This window comes from Alkalibacillus flavidus (assembly GCF_040545925.1).
Lineage (GTDB): Bacteria > Bacillota > Bacilli > Bacillales > Alkalibacillaceae > Alkalibacillus > Alkalibacillus flavidus.
Genome location: NZ_JBEPMX010000004.1, coordinates 1 through 19364 on the forward strand (window position 1 = coordinate 1; position 19364 = coordinate 19364).

Annotated in this window: 19 protein-coding genes and 1 tRNA gene; 10 read left to right on the plus strand and 10 right to left on the minus strand. The window is 35.1% G+C overall.

The window, feature by feature from the left end:
• The 4 genes from ABID56_RS05005 to ABID56_RS05020 all read left to right on the plus strand — a co-directional run.
• Positions 1-439, plus strand: a 439-nt coding sequence (locus ABID56_RS05005) for an ATP-binding protein (protein ID WP_354219522.1), incomplete at its 5' end; no start/stop codon positions are given.
• A gap of 89 nt (positions 440-528) precedes the next feature.
• Positions 529-1155 carry a P1/P2 acidic ribosomal protein gene (locus ABID56_RS05010; RefSeq protein WP_354219523.1) on the plus strand — a complete coding sequence of 209 codons (627 nt, stop codon included), beginning with the start codon at positions 529-531 and terminating at the stop codon, positions 1153-1155.
• A gap of 397 nt (positions 1156-1552) precedes the next feature.
• A complete protein-coding gene (locus ABID56_RS05015; protein WP_354219524.1) occupies positions 1553-1945 on the plus strand; it encodes a type II toxin-antitoxin system PemK/MazF family toxin in 393 nt (130 codons plus the stop codon).
• 49 nt (positions 1946-1994) lie between these two features.
• Complete coding sequence (locus ABID56_RS05020; protein WP_354219525.1) at positions 1995-2243, plus strand: hypothetical protein; 249 nt, start codon at positions 1995-1997, stop codon at positions 2241-2243.
• A gap of 139 nt (positions 2244-2382) precedes the next feature.
• Here ABID56_RS05020 and ABID56_RS05025 read toward each other — a convergent pair whose 3' ends face one another.
• The 5 genes from ABID56_RS05025 to ABID56_RS05045 are packed head-to-tail and all read right to left on the minus strand — an operon-like array spanning position 2383 to position 7574.
• Positions 2383-3453, minus strand: coding sequence for a DNA cytosine methyltransferase (locus ABID56_RS05025; protein WP_354219526.1), 1071 nt, complete (start codon positions 3451-3453; stop codon positions 2383-2385).
• Between the two features lie 36 nt (positions 3454-3489).
• Positions 3490-4260 carry a DNA-methyltransferase gene (locus ABID56_RS05030; protein ID WP_354219527.1) on the minus strand — a complete coding sequence of 257 codons (771 nt, stop codon included), beginning with the start codon at positions 4258-4260 and terminating at the stop codon, positions 3490-3492.
• A gap of 6 nt (positions 4261-4266) precedes the next feature.
• Positions 4267-5520 (minus strand): McrC family protein, encoded by a 1254-nt coding sequence (locus ABID56_RS05035; protein ID WP_354219528.1) that lies wholly within the window; start codon positions 5518-5520, stop codon positions 4267-4269.
• Complete coding sequence (locus tag ABID56_RS05040) at positions 5513-6817, minus strand: AAA family ATPase (protein ID WP_354219529.1); 1305 nt, start codon at positions 6815-6817, stop codon at positions 5513-5515. The genes ABID56_RS05035 and ABID56_RS05040 overlap by 8 nt, the downstream gene beginning before the upstream one ends.
• Positions 6818-6821: 4 nt before the next feature.
• Positions 6822-7574, minus strand: a complete 753-nt coding sequence (locus ABID56_RS05045; protein ID WP_354219530.1) for an LAGLIDADG family homing endonuclease — start codon at positions 7572-7574, stop codon at positions 6822-6824.
• Between the two features lie 681 nt (positions 7575-8255).
• Here ABID56_RS05045 and ABID56_RS05050 point away from each other — a divergent pair.
• Positions 8256-8675, plus strand: coding sequence for a hypothetical protein (locus ABID56_RS05050; protein WP_354219531.1), 420 nt, complete (start codon positions 8256-8258; stop codon positions 8673-8675).
• 302 nt (positions 8676-8977) lie between these two features.
• On the opposite strand, the gene ABID56_RS05055 is transcribed toward ABID56_RS05050, so the two are convergent.
• Positions 8978-10468 carry a zinc-ribbon domain-containing protein gene (locus ABID56_RS05055; protein WP_354219532.1) on the minus strand — a complete coding sequence of 497 codons (1491 nt, stop codon included), beginning with the start codon at positions 10466-10468 and terminating at the stop codon, positions 8978-8980.
• 69 nt (positions 10469-10537) lie between these two features.
• Entirely contained in the window at positions 10538-11260 is a 723-nt protein-coding gene (locus ABID56_RS05060; protein WP_354219533.1) for a hypothetical protein, read from the minus strand.
• 454 nt (positions 11261-11714) lie between these two features.
• Between ABID56_RS05060 and ABID56_RS05065 the strand changes: the two genes are divergently transcribed.
• Together ABID56_RS05065 and ABID56_RS05070 are read left to right on the plus strand one after the other, a co-directional pair.
• Positions 11715-11987 (plus strand): hypothetical protein, encoded by a 273-nt coding sequence (locus ABID56_RS05065; RefSeq protein WP_354219534.1) that lies wholly within the window; start codon positions 11715-11717, stop codon positions 11985-11987.
• Positions 11988-12227: 240 nt separating this feature from the next.
• Positions 12228-12875, plus strand: coding sequence for a hypothetical protein (locus ABID56_RS05070; RefSeq protein ID WP_354219535.1), 648 nt, complete (start codon positions 12228-12230; stop codon positions 12873-12875).
• A 51-nt stretch (positions 12876-12926) separates the two neighbouring features.
• Here the strand turns inward: ABID56_RS05070 and ABID56_RS05075 are convergent, their stop codons facing one another.
• Positions 12927-13955 carry a tyrosine-type recombinase/integrase gene (locus ABID56_RS05075; protein ID WP_354219536.1) on the minus strand — a complete coding sequence of 343 codons (1029 nt, stop codon included), beginning with the start codon at positions 13953-13955 and terminating at the stop codon, positions 12927-12929.
• Positions 13956-14110: 155 nt separating this feature from the next.
• Positions 14111-14182 (minus strand) — tRNA-Arg (locus ABID56_RS05080).
• Positions 14183-14390: 208 nt separating this feature from the next.
• On the opposite strand from ABID56_RS05080, the gene clpP reads away from it, so the two are divergent.
• The 3 genes from clpP to ABID56_RS05095 all read left to right on the plus strand — a co-directional run bounded on the left by clpP (position 14391) and on the right by ABID56_RS05095 (position 17959).
• On the plus strand, positions 14391-14969 hold the full coding sequence (gene clpP, locus ABID56_RS05085; protein WP_354219537.1) for an ATP-dependent Clp endopeptidase proteolytic subunit ClpP: 579 nt from the start codon (positions 14391-14393) through the stop codon (positions 14967-14969).
• A 206-nt stretch (positions 14970-15175) separates the two neighbouring features.
• A complete protein-coding gene (locus ABID56_RS05090; RefSeq protein WP_377946361.1) occupies positions 15176-16048 on the plus strand; it encodes an ATP-binding protein in 873 nt (290 codons plus the stop codon).
• A 9-nt stretch (positions 16049-16057) separates the two neighbouring features.
• Positions 16058-17959, plus strand: coding sequence for a vWA domain-containing protein (locus ABID56_RS05095; RefSeq protein ID WP_354219538.1), 1902 nt, complete (start codon positions 16058-16060; stop codon positions 17957-17959).
• 182 nt (positions 17960-18141) lie between these two features.
• Here the strand turns inward: ABID56_RS05095 and ABID56_RS05100 are convergent, their stop codons facing one another.
• Positions 18142-19344 (minus strand): CAP domain-containing protein, encoded by a 1203-nt coding sequence (locus ABID56_RS05100; protein WP_354219539.1) that lies wholly within the window; start codon positions 19342-19344, stop codon positions 18142-18144.
• Positions 19345-19364 lie beyond the last annotated feature (20 nt).

The window sequence follows — 19364 nt, forward strand, 5'->3', positions numbered from 1 at the left end:
CATCTTAACAGGAGCACCAGGAACAGGTAAAACCCATCTAGCAACAGCGTTAGGCCGGGAAGCTTGTCGAAATGGTTTTGAGGTCCGATTCTTCCGTGTTTCAGATCTCGTTGATCAATTAGATAGAGCGTGGCAAGACGGAAAATTACGAAACTTTAGGAACAAGTTTAAAACGGTTGATTTAATCGTATTAGATGAAATGGGATACATTCCATTCGGAAAAGAAGGAGCAGAGCTGTTATTTCAACTCATCTCTGAGTGGTATGAACAAAAAAGCTTAATGATCACGTCCAATTTAGAATTTAGTCAATGGAACCGGATATTTTCAGATTCACGTTTAACAGCTGCTTTAGTGGATCGCGTGATCCACCATGCGCATGTACTAAACTTCACTGGAGATAGCTTTAGAGTGAAGCACGCACTATCTAATCAAGAATAGCGAAAAAGGGCTGGCAATCTTATGTATTTTTGATTGCAAAACTATGTATTTTTCTCTTGCAAAATACACTAGAGAACTGGAAGATTAATATGAGTAAAATTAACAGGATAAAACTTGACGCTAAAATTTCATTACAAAGATGTAATCAAAACCAAAATGATAATAGTGTTAGGTTAAACATAAGAAAAAGCATAGAAAATTTATTGGAAAGTGATATGAGTGAATACGAAATGCAAATACTTGAAAATTACTATGAACATAAAGTTTTTTTCTCTAGAGTCCCTAAAAAAGATAGCAGTAAAACAGAAATAAAGCTAGAGAACTTGGACATTGATACGAGTAAAATTAACAGAACAAAACTTGAAGAATACATTTCGCAATGCTTGTCTAACAATAAGTTTTTGGAAAAAATAAAGAAATTTTCAAAGTACTACGGTTTTAAAGTTGTCTATGTAGCTCTTATATTATATTATACTATGGACAAACCAGAAATATCCGAAAAAAATAGAACTATAATATTTCAGGCATTGGCTGGTTTTCGTAAGAATGAAGTTACTTTAGACAAACTTTTTGATGCCATAGCTCAGGTTATATCAAATATTGATGAAAATGTTAAACTACAGGCAAAAAAACAGCTCCATGTTTTATTTGGTAATAATATAAGTACTACAGAAATTGATAAAAATATAGATAACATGCATGTATCTGATGCATAAGTTTGTAAATTCGTCATGTCTTCTTAAAAACCTAAAATAAGACCACCTTTCCTAATGTTCTTAAATTCTTAAAACAATTTATCTCGCTTAATTAAGGCTATGATAAAAGTGTTCAAGCTTTACTAAAGGTGACTGTTTAAAAAACACGACAGTCAAGTGCTTTCAAATGAATATTAGTGAAGCATCAATCAAGCAGAAAACCTGAACGATTTTTTTATATCGTTCAGGTTTACTTTGTTGTATTAACTTTAGCTTAGGTTTTAGCTTTCAAAACTATATGAAGTAATTGACTGGCTATTTGAATGAACTTAGAAGTAAACTGGATACTTCTGACCTTTTACACCCATTTAAAAAATCTATGTTATAAGGTAATAAACATAGAAAAGGATGATGTAAAATGAGAATTGAACGAGGCAGTATTCATTATGTAGATTTCGGCGAAACAGACGGAAGCAGTGTTCAAAAAGGCGTTCGACCAGGCTTAATTATTCAAAACAATTTAGGGAATCGCTTTAGTACCACAACCGTTGCCATTCCCCTATCAACCAAAAATAAAGGTATGCCCACACATACAGAAATTGACTTAGAAGATTGTTTAGATGGACGTTTAGCATCAACCTCATATGCCTTATGTGAGCAAATCAGCGTTATTGATAGAGATGACGTACATACAAAAATTTGTGACGTAAATGAAGATGTCTTGGAACAAGTTGAAGAATGCATGATGATTGAATTTGGTTTCATTAAACCAAGCAAGTCTCAGCAACGACGCCAATCAGAACTGGTTTGAATAAAGTTGAGCTAGTAAAATAATCATCACTTTATTGGAGGAATGAAACTTGGATAACAATGGGAAGAAAAAGCAGAATGTGTTGTTAACACCATCGGAGAAAGAAAAATTAGATGTATTGCGTTGGAAACTAAAACAATCTGATTCCATCAGTTATACCAAATCATTGTATGAACGAATCATGAAAATTATTTTTCGTGGCAAACGACGCTATGCAGAATATCAATTAGAGGAAAGTGAGCATGGTATTATTCATGAACATGAGCTTTATAGTATCGATGTTGATGATGAATCATAAATTGTCTATAGCGTGCCAAAGAATTTTTATACGTACCGGCTAAACCAAGAAACACATAATAAATAGTAAGACAATAAAAAAAGAAGGAGCTTATTTGCTCCTCCTTTTTAACTAACTAAAATAAAACCCTGTTCCGTCCTCACTTTGTAATCGATTCATTTATATAGTCATGATATATACTATTAGCAATTTCTTTAGCTAATAAGGGTGGAACTGCATTTCCGACTTGTTTCATCTGAGAACCTTTAGAACCACAAAAAACAATATTATCGGGAAAAGATTGTATTCTGGCAGCTTCTCTAACTGTGATTGCTCTATCAAGTAAATAGTGCGTAAACCTACCTGAAGAAGGAGTGTCAAATCTGGTAGTTATAGTTACAGAAGGTTCTTTATCAATCATCCTAGCCCATGTACCGCTATATATAGATTTTGTTAACTGTTCCTGTGGCAATACCTCTCTTCCTTTTCCTGCAGGAATCATTCTCATTCTTTTTAGAGCTACTTCAGAATGTTTTGTTGATACATGGTTGTACAATGTTTTTGAATTTTCCCTTAATACTGCTTGATATTTAGTTGAAGGGGGGGTTAAATATTCTTGCTTTATCTTCCCTTCACCCGAATTCAAATAAGCCAAGTCACTAATTGCATCTTCTATACAAACCGGCTCCGAGAAGTTTCCAAGGGGTAGAGAAACATTACCCCTGTACTTTCCAACAATGAACGCCCTTTTTCTAATTTGAGGTATTCCAAAATCAAATGCATTTAATACCGAGGAATCTAAACCATAGCCCAGACCTTTAAAAAGACTATATATTTCTTCTTTAAACAATCCTTTTTGAGCAGTTAGTATATTGGGGACATTTTCAATCAAAACATACTTTGGCCGAATTATTTTCACTACTTCATAAAACTTCCTAAAAAGATAATTTCTATCGTCTCCTAATAAATCCCTGGCTCCTTTTTGAGAGAAACCTTGACATGGAGGTCCACCAACTACTACATCAATTACACCGATATATTCCTGTAAATAATTTTCTAGGTCCAATTGAGAAATATCTTCATTTATCATCTCAGTTTTTGGATGATTAAACTTATATGCTTCAGCAATACTTTCATCTAGTTCGTTAGCTAATACCACTTCAAATCCTGCTTGCTCAAATCCTAATGACAAACCTCCTATTCCAGAAAAGAGGTCCATGACTTTTAACATATTCATCACCATATTGTAGTTAAGTATAAAATAATTTTAAATTTCTAGTGTGAAATTTTTAGGTTCAATAGTTGTCTGGTTAATTCGTTTTTTAGAGATATTAAAATATTCTTCATTAAGTTCAACACCTATAAAATTTCTAGAATTCCTTTTACTAGCCACACCTGATGTTCCACTCCCCATAAATGGGTCAAGAATTGTATCACCTTCATCAGTGAGTAATTGTACAAAATGTTCAAACAACGCTTCGGGCTTTTGAGTAGGATGTTTTCCAAACTTTTTCTCCGCCTGAGTAGCTACAGTTGTTTCTATAAAGTCATGATACGCCTTACCATTATTATTATAAGTTCCTGTCTTACCGTCATTAACAAAATAAATCCAACCCTCTACTGAATTAATAAAGTGTAAATTCATATTCCTAGGCATTGGATTAGTTTTATGCCATACCCCTGTTGTTTTATAATAAAATTTGTTATGGGAAGCTATTTTAATTATGGTTTCAACCTTCATAAGAGACATGAAAAGTATCATAGAACCATTTTTCTTTAGGACTCTATTTGCTTCTTCAAAAAAAGTATACATACCTTCAGACCATTCTTGGTACTCTAAATCATCCCATCCAGCAGCACCAAAAAAATTATCTCTCATTTTTTTTAAGTTTGTTTGTCTATCCCTCATAAAATTCCCCAAATTATAAGGGGGGTCTGTCAAAATTAAATCAACAGAGCTATCACGTAAACTTTTTAATACACTTACACAATCATCGTTAATAATATTAACAGAGATATTACTTTTATCTAAAGACATGTAGGTTCACCTTCCTAATACATCAGAAAAAAACTCTTGAAGTCTTTCTATACTCGTTACAGATAAATCAATTGTTTGGATACTTAAATTATGCTCTTGGTACAAAGTTTGATATTTGTACTTCCCTACTATTTTATCATTATTATTGATTTTAGGATATAAAAGTATAGCTTCTTTAGAATTTTCCAATGTATTTAAATAGGTAAACATTTGATATACGTCTTTTTCATTAACGAAATTGTTAACTACTTTCCACTTAGTATCTATTATAAGGTTAGTACCCTCCTCATTATTCAAAACAATGTCGGGACTTATTCGATTATGTTTTTTATGAGGAAAGTCGATGTTTTTTAAGAGATAAGCACTCGGTTGGTAGTACACATTATTCTTATATGTGTTTCTCAAAATTTTAAATATGTACTTCTCAAATAACTTATTCATATCAAACAATAGATGATTCACCTTATTATCTCCTATTTTTAAATCTAATACATAAGAATTTAGTAAAAGCTTACAATATTCTATAGTTTGACTAAATCGTTTGCTATTTCTATCAAATGTTATCTCGTCTAAAGATTTCATATCTACATCGCAAACAGTTACACCCTCCAGATACACCAGTAGTTGCTTAATTAGGTTTTTATTTTCTGCACTGATTGGTTTATTCCTCAAATAAATTAAAGTGTATTTAATAATCCTGTTAATAAATATGTCATCAGTGAATTTTGAATAATTGCAATAAAATTTACTTTTATCAATGACATTCGTTCTTAACTGCTCCCTGAAATTTATTTTACCTTTTACTGTTGACAAATTGTTACCGACCTTTTGATAACCCTTTATTATCCCTCGCTTCAACTGACTTTGAGTTTCTCTTAAAAATAAAGTAACAAAGATATCCAAAAAACCTCTTTTGCTAAAGTTTAATTCAGCAATTATACCCTTTTTAATAGGTATATCGTAAGCAGTGTGTAACATATGAATCAGAGCTTCTCTTGAACTTCTCACACCAGAGTTATTCTCGGTGTCACTTATTTTAGGTAGTATTTCTACCACACTATCTGGCATACTTATAACCCCAACCCACTGTTGAAAAGTTAAGGAAGTTTTATTCCATTTAATAAAACTTTGGTCTAATTTGTTTTCAAGTGTAGATAAATATGAACTATCCTTGCTAGAAATACTCTTTACACCTGACATCTGAGAGTTACTAATTTTAATTTTTTCATGCTCAATAGCAGTTAAATATGTTTTACTCATTATAAACCTTCTTCAAAGCTTGAGAATCAATAGTTTCAGCTACATAAAAACTTTTAAAGTCCTCTAATCCATACTCAGGAAGATAATTAAATAAAGTTTCTGCTTCTAATAAATTATGCTTAAAAATGGCACTTTCCTTTAAATCCCCATTTTCATCTAGGTCATTAAGTGTATACTGGATTTTTTCTTTATCATCATGAAAATACTCTTCTAAGAGTGGTATCACTTTATTTTTCATCACTTCAATCACATCTTCAAGATTTCTTATATTAATAAAAAAAGCATGACCAATTGCATAGTTTTTATCGTCCATTAATACTTCAATTCTTTTATTAATATACCCAAGCAATTTTATTATATTTACTCCATTAATATTCTCAGCGTCTACTCCTTTTCTATTCAGCGTATTTTTGAGAATATTATAATTACAATACAAGCTTTCAAATTGGAATCTTCTTCTTAACGCAATGTCTATTAGTGCGATGCTTCTATCTGCAGTATTCATGCTGCCTATTACTCTTAAATTGTTAGGTACACCAAACTTCTCTTTTGAGTATGGAAGAGTAATAAACAGCTCATTTTCTTCTCCTATTCTTTTATCATCCTCTAGAAGAGTGATTAGTTCACCAAATATTTCAGAAATATTCCCTCTATTTATTTCATCTATAAAAACAGCGAAATCCTTATATGGTTCCTGTTTAGCTTCTTCACAAATACTTTTAAAAACCCCATCATTTATTTCATATGATAATTCATTACTATAGTGGCCTTTATGTTCAGCTTCGTCCACTTCTAATTCTTCATTTGAATGTAGAACAGGTTTTATTCCTTCAACAAAATCTTCATATGCAAAAGATTGATGAAATGTTACGAAGCGATACCTCTCTTTAACTATATCTTCATCAAAGTAGTCATTTATAATACCATCCTCAAAACTTTGCAAATTTTTAAATTCAACACTCCAATTTCTATCATTACGCACGAATACCTTCGGTAAAATATGAGCTGTCAAATGGTCATCATTATTTAAACTTCTTTGCTCTAAAATTGTCGATGTGCTAGTATTAGTATTAATTTCAATGTCCTGTAACTTATCATCAATTTGATGAACACTTGCATTGTTATTATTTTGTAAAATTATCAGAGCAACAGCAAGCCAATCTTCAGACCTATCTGTATATATTTGTTTAATTTCACAATCACTAATATTATAATCTACATAATTCTCAGTTAATGATTGAATGTGATATGTCTTTCCAGTTCCTGGAGGTCCATATAAGATTTTATTTAAATTCATAATTTCACTCCTCCTCAACAACAATAGTTTTTAATTCATTTAAAATTGGTTCCGTTTTCAACTGATAGTTAGAAAGAACCCCTTGAACAGCATTTTCAAATTTTATGGGTGATATGAAGCCTATATTCTCAAGATATTCATGAGACTTAATTCTAATTTGCCCTGCACGTGGCGTACTACCAGAATTATTACGTTTCCTTGCGTTATGTGAATTATTTAAGTTTGCTTTTATTCCTAATCTTGATATTAGTTCAGCTATTAAATTAAAAAGATTCTGATTTTGTATATCAAGTGATATAAATTTATATGTTTTATCATAAGAACTTCTTCCATCAAAGCAGCCTACTAGAAAGGCCTGTAAAACAGTATGAGATGAGTTCTTTAGAGGCTGAAAAATGTCATCTACTAGTTTTTCCAATGTGTATTCATCTTCTGTTTGTTCGAAAAGTGTTACAAACCCGTATTTACCTGCATTAAATTTAGAAAATTTCACACCTATACTTTTAAAGTAGTCAATAAAAAACGTTTTATTTTCTTTTCCTATTTGTTCACTAAGGCTTTTCACTAGGTAATAATGGTGCTCCAAACTAGTCATATCATACTTCTTAGGGTTATGTCTAACAGGCGCAATCCAGTGAGTTCGCCCTTCAAGAGCTATACTTTCATCTGCTAGTAATAAACCTAAAAAATATGCAGTGTTTTCAGTTAGAAACTTGGAACTTCCCATATCGATGCCTATATTTAATTCATGGTACATATTTAAGCCCCCCCAAACATTTTAACTGTCACCCATTATAAAAAAAATTACAATGAATATCCACTACTTGCATAATAAACACTGTACTGATTATGAGTTCTCCTATTATTTCATCTTTAAATAAACCTATATGACAACCTAAAAACTTTTAATAATATAACTACCACTACAGACTAATAAAAAATTTATTTTGACTCACACGTGTATAAAAATAAATACTTACCTTGTTAGCTATTTATAATAGTTATTTCTATGATTGGTTAGTATTAAGATTAATTTCTAACTGTGAAGGTTATTATGTTTTTAATTTGTAGTTTATAGGTCACATAAAAATCACATATTGAAAATAACTACAGGAAAATAAGGTAATGTATCAAAAGCGAAAATCCAATTAAAACAAAGACTAAAGCATTTAAAGTAACCATCGGAAAATAACTTACATTACATAATGAGAAGCTTCTCTGGTTCTTTTTTTAAATGCAATAGTATATGCTTTTAGTTGTAAAAATCTGTACTATATATTGCATGACAGAACTGAGAAAGAACTGAGATGGTTCTGTAAGTATATTCAGTGAATCATGACCTTCTCAGTTCACTTCCTCGTTCTCCTCTCCTTTTCTTTCAGTTTCTAAGAATCGACACGTTATTACTAGAAATATTTTTCTAACTAAGGAGATTAACATGTCGATTTTCTTAACTGTCAGTCTGACTGGTAACCCAGAAAAACTAAGAAAGATTCAATCACTTGTAGAACATGATAAGTATCAATTGTCATTTCAACACTTAAAGGAAAAATTTCAAAAATATAAACACTGGGGAACACCTTTACATACCCCATCAGAAATTTATGATGTTTACTTTGGGTCCGACTGTCAATTAATCTATGAAATCAAAGTCACAAGTTCAGTTCCTGCTCCGTTCTTTCACGAATTAAGCATGATGTATCCTGGAATTGATATTAACCTTGATTATGTGATTCCAAGTCAATACATTCACGGCCATTATCATTTTAAATTTGGTCATTTATTATCTCATCAATCTATGTGTGAATCGAACCTGGAACAGCATCACGAGCAGTTGTTTAGAAAGAAGAAGGATTAGAACTAGGAAGGAAACTGGGATGAAATGAAACGTGTCACTTGATGTATGATGGTGTCACTCGTCATATGACAATGTATATAAGCTGTCTTCTATCATAAGACATCATCCATCGTATGTCATGTGATAGGTGATGTAAGGTGTCATATAATATCATACGCTAGGTGTCACACATTGAAGGAAACTTACGAATGGTCATACTCAGTAAACATTAACTACTGAAAGCTTATATTCTGATATGCAGCACCTATATTAAATAAGAAGGATGGAATCAATTTATCATTCCACCCTTCTTTTCGGTATAATTAGGTTTTTTGTTTACAGTTAGGGCATTGACTTGAACTCCTACTATCGAGCGCTTTCTGCCACTCATAGCCACATTGGTGGCATAACCACCAAAATTTATAACGCGCACTTCTTCCGACTTCTAATGCACTTATATCATTCTTCGTTGGATGCCACTGGCTCGCAATATCTGGCGCTTTACTTGCAAGACTTTCCGTTGGGTCACGAAGTGTTCTTGGTTTACTTCGGCCATATAGCTCATAACAAACTTTACAGCCTTTGTTACCTGTTGTTCGTGAATATACAGGGGCTTTCCATTCATGTCCTTTTTGGCATATCCACCACACGTATTTCTTTGACCCTTTTGTTACATCATCTGGTGTTAAATCCCCGTTTTTACTGGGATTCCACTCCTTAACTATATCAGGAAAAAGGGTGGTCAAACTATTCGTTTTGTTAGTTCTTTTACCCGCACAATACGGACAGTTCTCTCCAGCCATTCGTTCATTTGAAGCTTTATCATAAGACGATTGGCAATCAGGACAAATCCACCAAAAGCGTTGGTTCGAGTGAGCAGCTACGTTGTTTGGGCTTAATTCATTTTTATCATAATCCCACTCACTTGCTAAATTAGGATTAACCACAGTTAGTGTCTTATCAGATGTTGCTCGAATCCCAGCACAATAAGGACAACCATGGCCTTTATGCCGTACATTAATTTGTGTTGGCCAACTATGATTCTCAGCACACCGCCACCAAACTTTATAGTTGGAACTGGGCTTAAAGTGTTCGGGATTAAAAGGATAGTTTCTTGTGACATCCCAGGTTTCTGAAACTTTAGGATTCACATCTAATAAGTTCCCTGGCATAGTTACCGATGGAACTTGCCTGAGTATCTCTAATTGGTCACGGTCTACATCAATACTTAAGTCTTGAATGGCTTTATGAAGCGTTAAGTCTTGTAATATTTCTTTAAACAAATCCCGAATTGTTTGTTTTTGAAATTTAGAATTAGGTCCTAATTCTAAGACAATATTTTTGGCACCCACAATCTCAGATAATCCTTTTTCTCTTAAACGAACAACCTCATAACCTTGGTTCTTTAATTGTTCTGTTTTAAGACCATCGTTTGATTCACGGCCTTCATGACGATAGAAACTGTCATATTCAATAACCATATTAAAATCTGGAATATATATATCAGCGTCTTTAAAGTTCCCAAAATTCAATTGAATACTTTGTTGAGTTGATGGAATGATTTCTTTTAAATAATAAGCTAAAGTTAGTTCGTTAAATGATGTGTTCCATCTTCTATGACACTGTTGGCAACCTGTATTATGTATAGCCCGATTCTTCGCCTGAGTGCTCCATTGATGACCACAAACATGACAAGTCCAATAAATGATTTTATCTGACCCCGTCGTAACGTCCTCTGGTTTATATTTTGTTTTGTCATAATCCCAATCTTTTAAAAGTTCGGGGATTTGAGTAGCAATAGAATTCTTTAACATGTGTTCCTCCCCTTCTCTTGCTTTACGTTCATAATAGGTTGCTTAAATTATCAACTTACCAATTTATCATTAGTTTTTAATCTTGCTGACCATTCTTTCTACAATGTGGAAAGGCGACTCTCGGTGAAATACCTTCTTTTCTGGTGTTAATGTGTTTAAATGTCCTGGGTGGTAGGTTTTAATTGAAGCATTAGGCAATGAAGGGTGGGAACAATGAGCAATCTTCTTCATTTCAAAGTCTTCAATTGAGTTTAACGTTAAGCCTGGTAATTGATTTTTCAATGCTGCATCATATCCTGGTCCTGTCAAAAATATAACAATATCTGGTTTTAGAATATTCAACTCGTCTTCAAATACATTGAAATGCTTTTGTGTGATTTCTTGTATCTTGGCATTTGGCTTACCCTTTTCTCCATTTCGACCAAGTTTATGAATATTGTTCCAAATGGTTGAAACAGTCAAATTTGGATAAGCTTTTTCGATGTGATGCCTAAATCCTCTCATATAACGCCAAAAAGTAGTCTTTTTAGCTTTATTAGATTCCTTCATGAATGTTTCATAGAAATCTTGTAAGCCTTCTACGTTATAATAACCAAACGGTCCTTCCCAATCATTAGTTTCTTTTCCTACAACCATAAGTTTAATATCTGAATCATGATAGCCGATTTCATCCATTACTTTTAATAACAATGGATGGGTCGGTCTATCTATATCTTCTAACTCTTGGATAGATAAAGTTAATGATTCCCAGCGTTTAACATAAGCGTTATGTAGTAATTGATTGTAGTTCATATCATCTTTATCTCCTTATTACCTCGTTTACTAAGAGATTTATTTCGACAAAAAATGTTTTTTCTCCTTCCTTGTTTCTTCAACAAGCAAACACCATAGGTTTAAGTACTTCTATTAAACTCACTCCAACCCTTTTTGGCGTGAAGCGGATGCAACATCGCCCGTTATCAAATGTCCGTTTCGAATTGATTAATATCCCTGTTTCAATTCAGAGAATTATAATCTTAACCTATTAGTGAAATTAATGCACTTCCCCGCAAATACGAACAATTTTCTTCAGTCATACATTCAAATAGGAACAAGAAGATTATATGTTACTCAAAATTTTTTATAAAAAAATGGCGTTTTCAATCCACAATTTTTTAAATTTGTTACGATTAATATAGAGATGAAAATAAAAACATTCTCAAACGTAATTCATTTCTTACTCGAAAAAAACTAGGAGGAATTTATCATGAACAACGAATTTAAGCTATGTAATTATTGTGACGGAATTTGGATTCAAAAAAACGACAGTCTGTGTAGAGAATGCTTCGAAGAAATTATGGAAGAAGAATATTTGGAACAACTTCTTTTAGAAGTAAATGAATTAGATATGGCAGAATTAGCAATGGAAGAACGACATAAAAAAACTGTTAATATTTTCGAACATCATTATTTGACAGATAATTTAACTGATACAGAAATTGATGACTTATATATAGAAAATACCAATTTGTATGATTAATTTATATTAATAGTATTTCATTAAATTTATGGGGACTTTGAACAAATGAAGAGCATTAAGATTAAGCATTACATTACATAATAACTTAACAAAATAACATGCGATAATTACTGACATGAAAGGGTTCTGAATAAAAAAATAAAATTTCTATTAAATTTATTGCCTTTTTTCCCCTAAAAAATTTAATTAGTTGATACGATAAATGTATACAAAATAAATCACATAAAAGGTGGAATTAAAATGGTAACCTATAAAATGAAGTGGAAAGAAAGATATAAAGACTCTGGGTTTGTGAAAGAGCTTACTGATTATAATACTGAAAGTGGAAAAGGTGTCTATTCAAGTTATATGGAACCTAGCGAGGGGCAAAAAAAAGCAGGAAGTAAGGGAGAAGCAACCTTTAAACTAGAAAGAGAAAAATGGTATGTTATTCAAGATACTGATGAGGAAAAAATTAAATATTATTACATAACAAGCAATGATAAACCAAAATCAGTAACATTTCCAGATGCCAAGAAGCATTTTATAAATAAAAATAAACGCCAGACTCAGAAAGAACAAACTGATAATGTTTTGAGCATGACGAATGATAATTCGAGCTATAAGAAAAATGAAATAGATTCTGATATTGAATTTATGATTGACCAGTTCCAATTTATTCTTGAGAATCGTAATACTGACCAAAATTTTATCAGAGGAGTATTGTATACTATTCAACACTTTGCTGATACTAAAAACATGCAAAATGAATTTGAAACAATTAAAAACTTATTTGAAGAAGAAAAAAGCGCTAATGACATTAAGGCATATTTCTCTAATGAGGAGTCAAACTCAAATAAGTGGCTGTTTGATTCATTATTAGAATCATTAAATTCAAAAACTGGTTAATATTTCGAGAGCAGAAAACAATTTTGTTTTCTGCTCTTATTTTATTCTATTCTACTCTATTCCTTCTTCGATTGATTCCTTTAAATCTGGCCCATAAATTAATACATACCGTTTTAACATATCTAAAGATGAGTGTCCCATATATTTTTGGACTACAAAAATATTGACTCCAGCAGCAATTTTATTCTTCGCAAACGTGCGACGAAAAGCGTGTGGGCTAGCATTTACTTCATTTTCTACACCCGTTTTTCTACTATGAAATTTGATTTGTTCTTGTACTGTACGAACATTGATTGGTGAATTATCAACTGTAATAAAGAGAGCATGATTATCACAATGACCTCTTATATCATTTATCCATATTCCTAACAACTTTTTCAATCTATTTGTTAAGGGAATCGTTCTTGGCATACCATTTTTTGTTTCGTTAAACATCACCAATGATTCACTCAAATCGATATCATTCAATTTCAAAGCAACTAATTCGCTGACACGACAACCAGTATCAGCTAATAAAGTCATCACACATGTATCACGAAAGCCGGGAAAGCTATGCATGTCAGGAGCCGATAACAGTTTTCTTAACTGTGTTTTATTGAATGTAGGTCCCACATCATGACGTTGACGTAATTTCTTAATGTTATAAGCTGGTGATTGGTTAAAGTATTGTCTGTCAACTGCCCAATTTAGAAATGATTTTAGAGCAACTAATCTCGAATTGATTGTACTCACTTTATATCCTTTTTCTTGCATGAATCTTAAAGTATCATAAATATGTTTCTCAGTTAAATGACTCATATCCTTCGAGAGGGGTTCAGTGATATTTAAATCCATTAAATGATATCGAATCTGTTTCAATTCTTTTTTATAATAAATCTTCGTATCTTCTCTTAATCCTTTTAAATCACAGTAATCCATAAAATCATCTGCTGCTTCATTAAATGTTACAGATTTCCTCTTCATACCTTCTTTATTAATATCAAACTTTTTGACAGCTTCTAATGCTTTGTCATCCAATTTCATTCCGTTTTTTCGACGGCTTTTAGATTGAGAGTTTAAGTTACTTGCGTTTTGTCTCATAAAATTCTCCTTTTACAAGAAATGCAAGCGGAAGCGAGTTGTAGGTTCGTGTTAGTCTTGCGTGTTATTTTTAAAAAACGGATAGTCTATATTTTCGAGGGGTAATCGAAGGTTCTGATGTTTGATGAACGCTGGCATGGCGAGTGTTTAATATATGCCCTCGAAGGGAATCGAACCCCTATCGCAAGAACCGGAATCTTGTGTGTTATCCGTTACACCACGAGGGCGAAAAAAGAACTGCACTAGTCATTATAATTCGTTCTCGTTCCTTTTGCAAGAAGCGACGCTGAATCTTTTGACAACGTTTATTTTGTGTTTAAAATGGGAAGATGAATAATGGTCAAAAGGTTTAAGTTTTTCGTTTGACCTTTCTTGACCAAACAGGTATGATAAAGCTAGAACATAAAATACACCTATTATAAGGAGTGACAAAATATGAATTTAATACCTACAGTCATTGAACAAACGAACCGCGGGGAACGTGCTTATGATATTTACTCGCGTCTACTGAAAGACCGCATCATTATGCTTGGTGGTCCAGTTGACGATAACATTGCGAACTCTGTTGTCGCGCAGATGTTATTCTTAGCAGCGGAAGATCCGGACAAAGATATTTCGCTTTACATTAACTCACCAGGTGGCTCAATTACAGCTGGTATGGCAATTTATGACACGATGCAATTCATCAAGCCTGACGTTTCAACAATTTGCGTTGGTATGGCAGCATCAATGGGTGCATTCCTACTAGCTGCAGGTGCAGATGGTAAACGTTATGGTCTACCAAACAGTGAAGTGATGATTCACCAACCATTAGGTGGTACGCAAGGTCAGGCATCTGACATCCAAATCCACGCTAAGCGTATCGTTGAAATGCGCGAGAAACTGAACCAAATTTTATCTGAACGTACTGGTCAGCCTTACGAAGTCGTTGAACGCGACACTGATCGTGACAACTTCATGTCCGCAAATGAAGCGAAAGAATATGGCTTGATCGACGAAGTGATGGAAAAATAAATGGTGATGATGGAAACGCCCGCCACGCGCGGGCGTTTTTATTTTGATTTTGTCTAGTCGGCGATATATTTTTGATTTCGGTGATAAACTTGGATTGCGACGATTTATTCCTGAGATCGATAGCGAACAAACCGAACAATCATGCGAATTTCATCTTCCACGCTTCCGTGATACGATAGATAGAGTGAGATAAAGGAGTGAACGATATGGCGATTGATTTGCCGAATGAAATAGATACGATGATCAAACATAAACGACCGACGGATACCGATTTTGATTATTTAAAAACAGAAGGCGGCTACATACCATATGATGAGACGATTTTGACCGATGCGCTCGTCGCTTTAGCGCAAGGAAAAAATGTGTTGTTGAAAGGGCCGACTGGTTCGGGTAAAACGAAACTGGCTGAGACCCTGGCGAATTACATGGCACAGCCTGTTTTCAGCGTGAACTGCTCGGTCGATTTAGATGCGGAAAGTTTTTTAGGGTTTAAAACGATTAAGTATGATGACAATGGTCAGCAACAAATTGATTTTGTACCTGGTCCGCTCGTCCAAGCGATGGAAAACGGCCATATTTTATATATCGACGAAATTAATATGGCAAAACCAGAAACATTGCCGCTTATTAACGGCGCGCTTGACTACCGAAGAACGGTGACAAATCCGCTAACGAATGAGCGAATTGTCGCCAAAGAAGGGTTCAACGTCATCGCTGCGATTAACGAAGGCTATATCGGGACGACGCGTTTGAATGAAGCACTCAAAAACCGCTTCATTGTCTTCGATATTTCGTATATTGGTGGCGAGCAACTGAAAACGTTAATTCAGTCAGAGACAGCGCTTAACGATAATACGATGATTGATCGTTTTATTCAACTGTCTAGCGATTTAATTGAAGTGGCTGAACAAGGCAAAATCGCCGAAGATGCGGCCAGTATTCGTGCGTTAATTGACGCGTGCGATTTAGCAGCTGTTATTCCGGCGAAACGAGCGATTCAACGTGCCATTGTAGATAAATTAGAAGACGACCGTGAAAAAGAAGCGGTTCGCAATGTAGCTGACACGTTATTTGAATGAGGTGATGGCGTGAAATTTAATGATAAAGTGATCGATACGAATCAACTCGCGTCACTGCGCGATTTCGTCAATGTGTTAGCGAAGCAGGCTGATTTAGAGTTTGACTACCATTTTGGCGCGACGGTTCATATTGACGACCGACAAATTACGGCGAGTCACTTTTGGGATCACCGGTTCGACGTGCAGACAATCGGCTATAAAACGGATATCTTATTGCGAGTGCTTGGGACATTGTATGAAACAAGTGTCAGTGACTTTGTTGCATTCAAAGCACAAGCAAGTCGGCGCCAGCTACCGTTGTTGGCTGAGCAGTTGTTTACGTTGTTAGAAGATCTGAGGCTTGAAGACATCATTCGCAAGCAACGTCCTGGGACAAAACGGTGGTTCGACACGCGACAGCAAACGTACCGGCATTATTTTGAAACGCAACGCCAAACGTCGATCACCCGAAGTTATGAGACGGATGAACTGTTCAGTATGATTTATTTGTCTGTGACAGCTGATTCACCGTTTCAGACATTCCCACAAGCGAATCAAACTCAATACCGAACGCTAACGGGATTAAGTCCGTTACTTGAACGTGTGTTTGAAGCGAAATCAACTCGTGATATCATGCGGATTACATTAGAGATACTAGACGCGATCGAGGATGACTATGACGATATGATGAATCGTTATTTTGTTTATCCTATCCAACACAAGTCAGAGCTTCAAGCAGATCGAGTGATTGATGAATTAAAACGTGTCGACCCGCTTAACAATGATGATCAAGATGACACATCGAGTGATGACGTATTATACGAACGGTTTTCGACGTGGCATCAAGAAAACGAAAATAAAGACGACGACCAAACGTTCATGCAGTTTGAATTAGACCAAGGAACAAAAACGACGATGATCGGTGACGGCGCTCGCGAAACGGAAGAAGGCGATCAAGCGATGGCAAGCGTTCAAGGTATGTCGGCCCAAACCGATCAGAGTGAGTACGCCCATTTAGACGATTTAGATGAGCGTAAAAGCGAAAAAGAATCGAGCGACGGTCACGATTATGGTAAAGAAAATGCTAATGCCGTGGCGTATGATGTTTGGCCAACTAAACCGTCAGAAGCAGATATGACTCAGTACCATGACTTACTGCAAACGATTGATCCACTAAGACGCCAATTAGCCCAAACGATTTGGAAAGCGCTCGACCAGAAACAAAATGCGATGCGAACGAATTTAATGACCGGTCGACTTGATAAGAAACAATTGCTTCCGCTAGCGATTGATAATGAAGCGCGTGTGTTCTATAAACAAGATTTAGAGAGCAACGAAATCGACGCGGTGTTTACCCTGTTGATCGATTGTTCGGCTTCGATGTTTAATAAGATGGACGACACGAAATCAGCTGCGATTTTGTTTCATGAAGTCTTACGCGAACTCGGCATCCCACATAATATTATCGGCTTTTGGGAAGACGGCTTTGCGACGAAGGAAGATGAACAACCGAACTATTTTCATCGCGTCGTGACGTTTGATGATGCTCTAACGTCTAAAGCCGGGCCAAACATTTTGCAACTCGATGCTGAAGAAGATAATCGGGACGGCTTTACGATTCGGGTGGCGACAGATGAATTGTTAGACAGAAGTGAAAAGGATCGCTTTTTACTCGTCTTTTCTGACGGGGAACCATCCGCGTTTGATTATAGCGAGAATGGGATTATTGATACGAATGAAGCGGTGATCGAGGCGCGTAAACAAGGTGTCGATGTCGTGGGAATCTTTTTAGGTGACGGCGAAATCGCTGAGCACGAAGCGATGCTCATGCGGAATATTTACGGACGTGAGCACATGCTCGTACCACAATTAAGCGAGCTCCCCCACTCCTTTTCCACCGTCTTAAAACGATTACTGCTCAAATCGATTTAACTGCTCATGAGTTATTAAATAACCGCGCTTAGTTTTGAAATAACTAGACGTACTTTTGAGATAACTGCTCTTACTTTTGAAATAAATCGATTGATTTATTTCAAAAGTGCAGTCATTTATTTAAAAATTGCAGGTTTCGTACGCAAAAAGATCGCCTCTGCATGTGAGCAGAGGCGATCTTTTTATCGTAAGCTATAAAAGTTTTGCGCAAAGTAATTTGTGAATGTGCTGTCACCTTGGGTAATGCCTACTCCAATATAGTCATAGTCATCAAACAACAAATTATCTCGATGATCTTCCGAATTCATCAATCCTTCATGTGCACTTAAGACAAAACCTTGTCCAGCCGCAATATTTTCACCTGAATAAGCTAGCGGATAACCGCTTTCTTCCATACGATCGCGTGGCGTTATGCCTTCAAGTGTATCATGAGCAAAGTAATCACGTTCTTTCATATCAATCGCATGATCACGAGCAATGTCACTCATCGTGCTATCTAATGTCAATGTATTATAGTCGCGTAACGCACGCTCTTGATTAATTAAATACATCATCAATTGCTCACTGTCTTCTACATTCGACAACGTGCCGTGATAACCACCTGAACCGAAATATTGATCGCCCAACCATTGAATCGTCGCAATTCGATCATCATGAACGTCATAGTAATAAATCACTTGATGACCATCAATCGTATGCAAATAACGCTCGCCTTTACCATCAAATTGGTATCTTCTATCACCGACTTCTAATATTGATTCTGCATCGCCTAAATTGGCTGCTTCATAGTCAGACAATGAATCCCCTACGGCAACACCTGCGATATCATCACCTGGCGCTTTCGTAAATCCACCCACTAAATCATCGCCTTCATAAGCTAATCCTCGCAAATCAATCGATGATTCGCGATACATATGCCATTCTCCACGATGGTGGTTATCTAACGTATCTAATCGCGGAGTGTTTTCAGCAGACGTAACGATATCCGAAGCCCATGCTGGCACAGCAACGTCTTCTACTTGCGATGCTGTTGTAAATTGAAATTCTACTAACTCTTGTAACGGCTCCCCTTGTGCACTTTCAACGCCAGTACCAATCGTTAATTGATACGTTGTTTCATAGTCGTATTCTCTATTAGGAATGACGAGTAACTGATCATCTGATTGTTGTTCTAATGTCATTGAAATAGTGTCACCATTATCGTCTATTAATGATACTTCACCATCCACTGTTTCAAAATCAATCGGTTGATCAAATGTAATCGTCCACTTGGGCTTATCAACCGCAACATCCGTTTTTCCCGGCATTGTTTCCGCAGACGAAGCCCCTATCGAAAACAATAAGGTTACTAATAGAGTCAAAAAAGTAATCACTGTCGCTCTCATCGTCGTCCTCTCCCGCATCT